This window comes from Arthrobacter silviterrae (assembly GCF_011045165.1).
Classification (GTDB): domain Bacteria; phylum Actinomycetota; class Actinomycetes; order Actinomycetales; family Micrococcaceae; genus Specibacter; species Specibacter silviterrae.
Genome location: NZ_JAAKZI010000039.1, coordinates 24,386 through 34,037 on the forward strand (window position 1 = coordinate 24,386; position 9,652 = coordinate 34,037).

The window sequence follows — 9,652 nt, forward strand, 5'->3', positions numbered from 1 at the left end:
CGCCTGCAGCGCGGCCCCGGGCGTTTTGCAGATGGGCCGCCAAGACGGAAAACTAGGGGCATGCGACTTTACCCCACCTTCTTCCGTGTCTGCTTCTCGTGGATGGACGCCGAACGGGCCCACAAGATCGGATTTACCTTGATCAAGGCGGCCCACCGGGTGGGGGCCGGGGCCGTTCTTCGCCGCCTGTGCGCGCCGTCCCCGACACTCCAGACGGAGGCGCTTGGCCTGACGTTTCCCACACCCTTTGGCCTGGCCGCAGGCTTTGACAAAGAGGGCCGGGGCATCAACGCCCTTGCCAACCTCGGTTTCGGCCATGTGGAGGTCGGCACCATTACGGGACAGCCCCAGCCGGGCAATCCGCAGCCACGGCTTTTCCGGCTGGTCCAGGACCGGGCAGTGATCAACCGCATGGGATTCAACAACGACGGCGCTGCCGCCGTCGCACCCCGCCTCGCCGGCGCTGTGGCCGGGCTGGGCAGGGCGTACCCTTCCGTGCGACCCGTGGTGGGCGTGAACATAGGGAAGACGAAGCTCGTGGAGCTTGAGGACGCTTTGGGGGACTACCTGGTCAGTGCCCGCACCCTGGCCCCCACAGCCGACTACCTGGTGGTCAACGTCAGCTCGCCGAACACTCCCGGACTTCGCCTGCTGCAAAATGTGGAGACACTGCGCCCCCTGCTGTCGGGCGTGCGGGAAACAGCCGACTCCGCGGCTGGCCACCATGTGCCCCTGCTGGTGAAGATTGCCCCCGACCTGTCCGACGACGACGTGGCGGACGTGGCGGCACTGGCCCTGGACCTGAAACTGGACGGCATCATTTGCACCAACACCACCATCAGCCGCGACGGCCTGGCAAGCCCTGCGGAGCTGGTGGCGGAGAAGGGTGCAGGCGGCCTTTCCGGGGCGCCGCTGAAAGCGCGGTCACTTGAGGTGCTCCGCCAGCTCAAGTCCATTGTGGGGGACCGGCTCACACTCGTCTCGGTGGGCGGGGTGGAAACCGGCGCCGAAGTCCAGGAACGGCTCGACGCCGGCGCCACCCTTGTCCAGGGCTACACGGCCTTCCTCTACGAAGGCCCGTTCTGGGCCGCCCGCATCAACAGGGAGCTGGCCAAGCTGCGGAAGTAGTACAACAGGGGGCAGGCCCGGCAAAAATGCGCTTTCCCGACATTTTTTGTAGGCGAGGTAAAGCTAGAGAAAGGGCCGCCCGCGGCCGTGGTGTCGGATAGACCCCAAGCGCTCCCACTGCTCGCAAGCTCGCAGCGGGTCCCTCGCGCCTGTGGGCCCAGCCGGAAAAATGCCGGGAAAGCGCCCCTTAACGTCTCGTTACGCCGGCCGGCTGGCCGGGCTGACCGTCTTGGCGGGGTCGCGTTCGATGGTCGAGGCAAGGGCGTCATCGATGGCGGCCATCAGCTCGGCCGGGATCTTCACCCCGGAGGCCTTGACGTTTTCCGCCACCTGCTCGGGCCGGGAGGCGCCGACCAGGGCCGTGGCGACGTTGTCGTTCTGCAGCACCCAGGCGATGGCGAGCTGGGCCATGGTCAGTCCCAGCCCGTCGGCGATGGGGCGCAGCTTCTGCACGTTTTCCAGGATGGAATCCTCAAGGTAGCGGCTGATCATGTTCGCCCCGCCGTGCTGGTCCGTGGCGCGCGAGCCGGCCGGTGCGGGCTGACCGGGCAGGTATTTGCCGGACAGCAGGCCCTGCGCCATGGGGGACCACACCACCTGCGACATTCCCAATTCCTTCGCCGCGGGGATGACTTCGGGCTCAATGACCCGCCACAGGGCGTTGTACTGCGGCTGGTTGGAGACCAGCGAGAAACCGGCCTGGCGGGCAAGTTCCTGCCCGCGGCGCATCTGATCGGCCGTCCATTCGCTGACACCGATGTACAGCGCCTTGCCTGAGCGTACGACGTCGGCGAACGCGGCAATGGTTTCCTCAAGCGGTGTTTCGTGGTCGAAGCGGTGTGCCTGGTAGAGGTCAACGTAGTCCATGTTCAGCCGGCGCAGGGAGTTGTTGATCCCCTCCATGATGTGCTTGCGCGAAAGTCCGGTGTCATTGGGCCCCTTGGGTCCCACGGGCCAGTAGACCTTGGTGAAAATCTCCAGCGACTCGCGGCGCTGGCCGGCCAGCGCCGCACCCAGCACCTCTTCGGCCTTGCCGTTCGCGTAGGTGTCGGCGGTGTCAAAAGTGGTGATGCCGGCGTCGAGCGCGGCCCGCACGCAGGCGGTGGCGACGTCGTTCTCCACCTGTGAACCGTGCGTGAGCCAGTTGCCGTAGGTGATTTCAGTGATTTTCAGGCCCGAGCGGCCAAGGTAACGATATTCCATAGGCCTAAGCCTAGCGGCCGTGACGGCGCTAGCGGCCGTGACGGCGCTAGCCTTCGCTCCGAAACTACGACGCCGGCCACTTCCGTTGGGAAGGGCCGGCGCGTCGGGAGCCTGGAGGAGCGGAGGAGGTCAGCTGGGGTACTCCCCGCGCTGGACCATGGGCTTGGGGAGGCGCAGGCGGCGGAACTGGAGGGACCGCATGGTTCCGTACCAGATAACGCCGTGGTCGACAGTTTTGAACTTGTCCATGATCTTGCCCTTGAGCTTGCGGGACATGAGCCAGGCATCGACTGCCACGGCTGCAACCAGCACCCAGAAGAAGACAAAGATGTAAATCTGCATGTTGACGTTGTTGAAGACCATGGACGCCACCACGATGGCCAGCGCCACGAACATGACGTATTCACCCAGGCTGAAGCGGGCGTCCACCCAGTCGCGTGCGAACCGCTTCTGAGGGCCCTTGTCGCGGGCAGGCAGGAAGCGTTCCTCGCCGGTGTCCATGGCACGGCGCATGCGGGCCTGTTCCTCGCGCCGCGCGTCCCGGGCTGCCACCTTGGCGGCCGCCCGGTCATTGGGGACCAGGGGGCGTTTGCGGGCCTCCTCCTGGGCCCTGCGCGACGGCGTCGGGGCACCCTTCTTGGACTGGGGGTCCCGGGAGTGGTCACCGTGGGCATCAGGGGCAGGCGTTACCTGCAGGTCAGCGGCTTCATCTTTCTTACGTCCAAACACCCGTAAAGGATACCGCGTTGGCGGCCCATGGCAGGACCGGCACCTTTAGCGGCGTCGGCAGGGCGGCGGTAGGGTGGCACATATGACTGAAGAATCCCCCCTCACTTCTCCTTCCGCCGCCGCTCCGGGCGCCGGAATCCCCGTTGAAAAACTGCGCCAGAGCGTGGCCGGAAGCTTCCGGGCCACGGTGTCCGAACTGGTGGACCTCGTGGCGATACCCGGCATTGCCTGGGACGCGTTTGATGCCTCGCAGCTGGACCGTTCGGCCGAAGCCGTCGCGGCCCTCATCCGCACCACGGGCGTGTCGGATGTGCAGATCCTGCGCGTCAACAAGGATGACGGAACCCCCGGCGGTCCCGCCGTCGTCGCCCGCAAGCCTGCGGCACCGGGCTTCCCCACAGTGGTGCTCTACGCCCACCATGACGTCCAGCCGCCGGCGGACCTGACGCTTTGGCAGACCGAGCCGTTTACCGCCGTCGAGAAGGACGGGCGCCTCTTTGGGCGGGGCGCCGCGGATGACAAGGCGGGCATCATGGCCCACATCGGCTCCCTGCGTGCCCTGACCGAGGTGCTGGGCGGCGACTTTGGCCTGGGTGTGACGCTGTTCATCGAGGGGGAGGAGGAGGCCGGCTCGCCCACATTCCGTTCCTTCCTCGAAACCCACCACGAACTGCTCGCCGGGGACGTCATTGTTGTGGCCGACTCCTCCAATTGGCAGGTGGGTGTTCCGGCGCTGACCACCAGCCTCCGCGGGCTGGTTGACGGCACCGTGGAAGTTCGCGTGCTGGAGCACGCCGTCCACTCGGGCATGTTTGGCGGCCCCGTCCTGGACGCACCGACGCTGCTGGCCCGCCTGATTGCCACCTTCCACGACGACTCCGGCTCCGTCGCCATTGCCGGGCTCACGGTCGGGAGCCCGGGCGAGCTTGAATACCCGGAGGCGACATTCCGGCGGGACGCAGCAGTCCTTGATGGCGTCCGGCTGGCCGGTACGGGAAGCATCACCTCCCGCCTGTGGACCCAGCCCGCACTGTCCATCATCGGCATGGACATCCCCTCCGTCGCCCTGAGCTCAAACACCCTGCTGCCCGCGGCGCGGGCAAAGTTCAGCTTGCGCCTGGCCCCGGGACAGGATCCGCAGGCAGCCATGGCCGCCATCGACGCCCACGTGCAGGCCAATGCGCCCTTCGGGGCCAAGGTCACCTTCACCCCGGGGGAGTCCGGGCAGGCATTCGCCACGGATACCAGCGCGGCGGCGGCCCAGACTGCGATGTGGGCGCTGGGGGAGTCCTGGGGCGTGCCAGCAGTGGAAAGCGGCATGGGAGGGTCCATCCCCTTCATTGCCGACCTCAATGAGGTGTTCCCGCAGGCGCAGATCCTGGTGACCGGCGTGGAGGACCCTGATTCCAGGGCCCACAGCGCCAATGAGTCCCTGCACCTGGGCGACTTTGAGAAGGCCATCGTGGCAGAAGCCCTGCTGCTGGCAGCCATGAACCGCCCGGGCAGGGCGGGGAGCTAGCGCCACCCGCATGGCGGCCACGGGAGACCTGGCCGCCATGTGGCCCACTGAGGCGGGGAACACATCCGGCAGGTGCGCGGTTGCAACAGTTAGCGCCCCTGCCGGGCCCGACGTAGCATGTATCTGTAACCCACGTAAGGAAACGCCATGACCGCAAATGCCAATGAAGTAACCTCCGCCGCCAATGTCGCGGTGGCCGACCTGCCCGCCCACGGTGTGCTCATCAGCGACGTTGCTGCCGGCAAGGTCCGGAGCCTGCTTGAACAGGAAGGCCGCACCGACCTGCGCCTGCGCGTGGCTGTCCAGCCCGGCGGATGCTCGGGGCTGATTTACCAGCTTTACTTTGACGAGCGCCTGCTCGAAGGAGACGCAGTGCGTGAATTCGACGGCGTCGAGGTTGTCATCGACAAGATGAGCGTTCCGTACCTCGACGGTGCCAGCATTGACTTTGAGGACACCATCTCCAAGCAGGGCTTCACCATTGACAACCCGAATGCCGGCGGCTCCTGTGCCTGCGGGGATTCGTTCCACTAATCCAAGCCTGCTGTCCCGGTGTGGGGCGATCGAGCGAAATTGAGTAATTTGCCGCCGACGCACGGTGGGTTTAGTACGCATTTTGCGTGCCGTGGCGGTAAGCTCTACATCGAGTAGTAAAACCCGTTTCGCACCTCCCGTCCCTGACGGGCCCGGTGCGCAGTAACAAGAGGAAGGGCCGTCTGTGAGTTCGCAGGACCGAACCGGCAGCCGACGCGCAAAAGTCATCCCCATAGCAGGGTTGGCAATTGCCGGGGCGTTAGCTTTGTCTGGATGTACGGCAGAGAATAAGAATGGCTGGATGCCCGGCCAACGTGACACCACCAATCACACCGCGGGCATCATTGACCTTTGGGTCAACACCTGGATCACCGTTTTGATCATCGGCCTCATTACCTGGGGACTGATCATCTGGTGCATCATCGCTTACCGCCGCCGCAAGGATGCCGTCGGTTTCCCGCGCCAGACAAGCTACAACCTCCCGTTGGAGGTTTTTTATGTGCTGGTGCCGCTGTTCATGGTTTTTGTGTTCTTCCACTTCACCGACGTGGAGCAAAAGTCGATTACGGCTCGGGTGGACAACCCTGATGTCACCATTGATGTCCGGGCCAAGCAGTGGGCCTGGGACTTCAACTACATGCAGGGCAACGACATCAAGGAGTCGGTGTACTCCACGGGTGTCCAGGCTGAACTGGACGGCAAGCCGTTCGACAAGTCGAAGCTGCCCACCCTGTACCTGCCCGTCAACCGCACGGTTGAACTGCAGCTCAATTCCCGCGACGTGGTCCACTCCTTCTGGGTTCCGGCCTTCCTGACCAAGCTGGACGTCATTCCCGGTAAAACCAACTACATGGACCTGACGCCGACCGCCCTGGGCGAGTACGACGGCAAATGTGCCGAGCTGTGTGGCGAGTACCACTCCGAAATGCTTTTCAATGTCAAGGTTGTTTCACAAGCCGACTTCGATGCCTACCTTACGTCCCTCAAGGACAAGGGCCAGACCGGAACGCTTGGCAATGCGTACGACCGCAATCCGAATCTGAACAAGAAGTAGGGGGAAGAGGAAAGTGTCTACACTCGAGTACTCGGCAACCGAAGTCAATTCGGCTGCGCCTAGGGTGGTCCCCGTGTCCAAGGGGCGCATCGTCGTCAACTGGATCACGTCCACCGACCACAAGACGATCGGCTACATGTACCTGATCGCCTCCTTCATCTTCTTCTGCCTGGGCGGCGTCATGGCGCTCATCATCCGTGCAGAGTTGTTTGAACCCGGCATGCAGATCCTGCAGACCAAGGACCAGTACAACCAGCTGTTCACCATGCACGGCACCATCATGCTGCTCATGTTTGCAACACCGCTGTTTGCAGGGTTCGCCAACGTGATCATGCCGCTGCAAATCGGCGCCCCCGACGTTGCCTTCCCGCGCCTGAACGCGCTGGCCTTCTGGTTCTACCTGTTTGGCAGCACCATTGCGGTGTCCGGCTTCATCACCCCCCAGGGTGCCGCCGCCTTTGGCTGGTTTGCCTATGCGCCATTGTCCAACACCACTTTCAGCCCCGGCGTTGGTGGCGACTTGTGGGTGTTCGGCCTGGCGTTGTCCGGTTTCGGAACCATCCTTGGCTCCGTCAACTTCATCACCACCATCATCTGCCTCCGTGCCCCCGGCATGACGATGTGGCGCATGCCGATCTTCACCTGGAACACCCTGATTACCGCCATCCTGGTTCTCATGGCCTTCCCGCCGCTTGCCGCCGCACTGTTCGCACTCGGCGCCGACAGGCGGTTTGGGGCGCACATCTTCGATCCGGAAAATGGCGGGGCCATGCTGTGGCAACACTTGTTCTGGTTCTTCGGCCACCCCGAGGTGTACATCATCGCCTTGCCGTTCTTCGGCATAGTCTCGGAAATCTTCCCTGTCTTTAGCCGCAAACCTGTTTTCGGCTACAAGGGCCTGATCTTCGCAACCATCTCCATTGCCGCTCTGTCCGTGACCGTGTGGGCCCACCACATGTACGCCACGGGCCAGGTCATGCTGCCGTTCTTCTCCTTCATGACCATGCTGATCGCCGTGCCCACGGGCGTGAAGTTCTTCAACTGGATCGGCACCATGTGGCGGGGGTCCCTGACCTTTGAGACGCCCATGTTGTGGAGCCTCGGCTTCATCGTCACCTTCCTCTTCGGCGGGCTGACGGGCATCATCCTGGCGTCACCGCCGCTGGACTTCCATGTGTCCGACACCTACTTCGTGGTGGCGCACTTCCACTACGTGGTGTTCGGCACCGTGGTGTTTGCCATGTTCGCAGGCTTCTACTTCTGGTGGCCCAAGTTCACCGGCAAGATGCTCAACGAACGCCTCGGCAAGATCCACTTCTGGATGCTTTTCCTTGGCTTCCACGGCACGTTCCTCATCCAGCACTGGCTGGGCGTGCTCGGCATGCCGCGCCGCTACGCGGACTACATGCCGCAGGACAACTTCACCTGGATGAACCAGTTCTCCACCATCTCGTCGTTTGTCCTGGGCGCTTCCATGATTCCGTGGTTCTGGAACGTGTACATCACCTGGCGCAACGGCAAGAAGGTTGAAGTTGACGACCCGTGGGGCTTTGGCGCTTCCCTCGAGTGGGCCACGTCGTGCCCGCCGCCGCGCCACAACTTCACCTCCCTGCCGCGCATCCGTTCGGAGCGTCCTGCACTTGACCTGCACCACCCCGAATTGGCGCCGCACCACGTGCCGGCACCCGCCATGGCAGCCTCGAAGGGAGGCCAGAAGTGAAGGTAGAAGCCAAGCTCTTCATGCTTGTTGGAGTGTTCTTCATTCCCGTGGCCACCGTCTACGGGTTCATGGTCCAATGGCACGAGCACGTTGGCTACCTGGGCATGTACCTGCTGGCCGGACTGTGCCTGATGATCGGCGTGTACCTGTACTACACAGGCAACCGTGTAGGCGCCCGTCCTGAGGACCGGGTTGACGCTGAGATCCATGAAGGTTCCGGCGAGCAGGGGCACTTCAGCCCTTGGAGCTGGTGGCCCCTGGTGCTTGGACTTGCCTGCGCTGCCGGCTTCCTGGGCCTGGCAGTGGGCTGGTGGGTGCTGTTCATGGGTGCCGGCCTGGCCGTCATTGCCCTGATCGGCTGGGTGTACGAATACAGCCGCGGGGACCACGCCCACTAGGACCTGAATCACCTGCACCACAAGAAACTGCCCCGCCACTGTTGACCAGTGGCGGGGCAGTTTTTTGTGCTCTCTGTGGACAGCCGGCCTAGGACGGGTCCGTCAGGTCCGTGACCAGCAGGGCCGCCAGCAGGTCCACAGCCGCCCGGACTGCGCCGTCGTCGTGCTCGCCGTCCCGCACCGAGATTTCAACTTCGCTGCCGCACATGAAGTCAGCGGTCATGACCTCAAGCAGGGACCTGCCGTCTATGGGTGCCATGCCTTCCTTGGCCAAGGTGATGGGGAGCCCGGTTTTGTTGACGGCTCGGACGAAGACCGCGGCGGGCCGGGCATGGAGCCCCACACTGGCCGTTACGGTGGCTTTCCGGGTGTACATTGCTTTGCTCCTTGGCAGTTGTTGCTTTACGTATTGAGACTAGTCGTGTTTTAGGCTGGGGATGGCCAGCAAAGGAGTGTCATGAGCTATTTGGTTCCCCCTGCCGCGGACGTGCCCGGACTGCTGGACCGGCAGTCCGAAGTCTCCGTCCATATTCAGTTGCGTGAGCTCTTCCGCAACTACATCACCACCGTTGCCAAGGCGGGGCGGCAGCTTCCCTCAGAGCGGGACCTTGCCGAGCACTTCGGCGTGGCCCGGATGACGGTCCGGCACGCGATCGCGGCCCTGGTCGATGAGGAATTGCTGGAACGGGTGGTGGGTGTGGGAACGTTTATCTCCCATGAAAAGCTCGATGTCCAGGTGAAGTTGACGTCATATTCGGAAGAGATGCAGCGCCGCGGCATGCGGCCGGCCGCGCGCACACTTTCCTTCGAACAAATTCCGGCCACCGCCAGGCTGGCACGCGAGCTGCAACTGGACGAGGGGCAGGCCGTGATCAGGTTTCGCCGGCTCCTGCTGGCGGATGAGGAACCCATGAGCGTGGATGAGAACTTCATCCCGGCCTGGCGGGTTCCGGGCATCCTGGAACAGGGCCCGCCCACATCCCTGTACAACCTGCTGAGTGAGCAGTACGGCTTGGTCATTGAATGGGGGGAGGACATTGTGGAGGCCAACGCTGCCACCCCATCCATCGCCCGGCTCCTGAAGGTCGACGTCGGCACGCCCGTCCTGCGGATGGAGCGCCACGCCTTCGTATCCAGGGCCACGGTTGACTACTCGATTTCGTTTTACCGCGCCGACCGCTACAAGCTGCGTGTGCCCCTCCAGCGGGCTGGTGCGCGAACAAGGCGCACATACTAGGGCGTGCACCTCCCAGGCCCCTGAAGGGTGCGTGCAGCCCTCAGGGGCTGCCGGTGCGGCTTGCGGCCCGAATGCCATAGGGAGTCGACACAAAAAATGGTGGGGCGGTTACCGTTCGGGAACCCCCCCA

Annotated in this window: 10 protein-coding genes; 7 read left to right on the forward strand and 3 right to left on the reverse strand. The window is 63.8% G+C overall.

Annotation, left to right across the window (positions count from 1 at the left end):
- Nucleotides 1–60 precede the first annotated feature (60 nt).
- Complete coding sequence (locus G6N77_RS17100; RefSeq protein ID WP_165183377.1) at nucleotides 61–1,128, forward strand: quinone-dependent dihydroorotate dehydrogenase; 1,068 nt, start codon at nucleotides 61–63, stop codon at nucleotides 1,126–1,128.
- Nucleotides 1,129–1,326: 198 nt separating this feature from the next.
- On the opposite strand, the gene G6N77_RS17105 is transcribed toward G6N77_RS17100, so the two are convergent.
- Together G6N77_RS17105 and G6N77_RS17110 are read right to left on the reverse strand one after the other, a co-directional pair.
- Entirely contained in the window at nucleotides 1,327–2,331 is a 1,005-nt protein-coding gene (locus tag G6N77_RS17105; protein WP_165183378.1) for an aldo/keto reductase family protein, read from the reverse strand.
- A 129-nt stretch (nucleotides 2,332–2,460) separates the two neighbouring features.
- Nucleotides 2,461–3,060, reverse strand: coding sequence for a DUF3043 domain-containing protein (locus G6N77_RS17110; RefSeq protein WP_165183379.1), 600 nt, complete (start codon nucleotides 3,058–3,060; stop codon nucleotides 2,461–2,463).
- 82 nt (nucleotides 3,061–3,142) lie between these two features.
- On the opposite strand from G6N77_RS17110, the gene G6N77_RS17115 reads away from it, so the two are divergent.
- The 5 genes from G6N77_RS17115 (at nucleotide 3,143) to G6N77_RS17135 (ending at nucleotide 8,285) form a co-directional block, all read left to right on the forward strand.
- Complete coding sequence (locus G6N77_RS17115) at nucleotides 3,143–4,579, forward strand: dipeptidase (RefSeq protein WP_165183380.1); 1,437 nt, start codon at nucleotides 3,143–3,145, stop codon at nucleotides 4,577–4,579.
- A gap of 147 nt (nucleotides 4,580–4,726) precedes the next feature.
- Nucleotides 4,727–5,113 (forward strand): HesB/IscA family protein, encoded by a 387-nt coding sequence (locus tag G6N77_RS17120; RefSeq protein WP_165183381.1) that lies wholly within the window; start codon nucleotides 4,727–4,729, stop codon nucleotides 5,111–5,113.
- A gap of 184 nt (nucleotides 5,114–5,297) precedes the next feature.
- Nucleotides 5,298–6,167 carry an aa3-type cytochrome oxidase subunit II gene (gene ctaC, locus G6N77_RS17125; protein WP_165183382.1) on the forward strand — a complete coding sequence of 290 codons (870 nt, stop codon included), beginning with the start codon at nucleotides 5,298–5,300 and terminating at the stop codon, nucleotides 6,165–6,167.
- A 13-nt stretch (nucleotides 6,168–6,180) separates the two neighbouring features.
- Complete coding sequence (gene ctaD, locus G6N77_RS17130; protein ID WP_165183383.1) at nucleotides 6,181–7,887, forward strand: aa3-type cytochrome oxidase subunit I; 1,707 nt, start codon at nucleotides 6,181–6,183, stop codon at nucleotides 7,885–7,887.
- Complete coding sequence (locus G6N77_RS17135; RefSeq protein ID WP_165183384.1) at nucleotides 7,884–8,285, forward strand: cytochrome c oxidase subunit 4; 402 nt, start codon at nucleotides 7,884–7,886, stop codon at nucleotides 8,283–8,285. The genes ctaD and G6N77_RS17135 overlap by 4 nt, the downstream gene beginning before the upstream one ends.
- A gap of 88 nt (nucleotides 8,286–8,373) precedes the next feature.
- Here G6N77_RS17135 and G6N77_RS17140 read toward each other — a convergent pair whose 3' ends face one another.
- On the reverse strand, nucleotides 8,374–8,661 hold the full coding sequence (locus G6N77_RS17140) for an HPr family phosphocarrier protein (RefSeq protein ID WP_165183385.1): 288 nt from the start codon (nucleotides 8,659–8,661) through the stop codon (nucleotides 8,374–8,376).
- Between the two features lie 81 nt (nucleotides 8,662–8,742).
- Here G6N77_RS17140 and G6N77_RS17145 point away from each other — a divergent pair, with 81 nt between their 5' ends.
- Complete coding sequence (locus G6N77_RS17145) at nucleotides 8,743–9,522, forward strand: GntR family transcriptional regulator (protein WP_165183386.1); 780 nt, start codon at nucleotides 8,743–8,745, stop codon at nucleotides 9,520–9,522.
- Nucleotides 9,523–9,652: the final 130 nt, after the last annotated feature.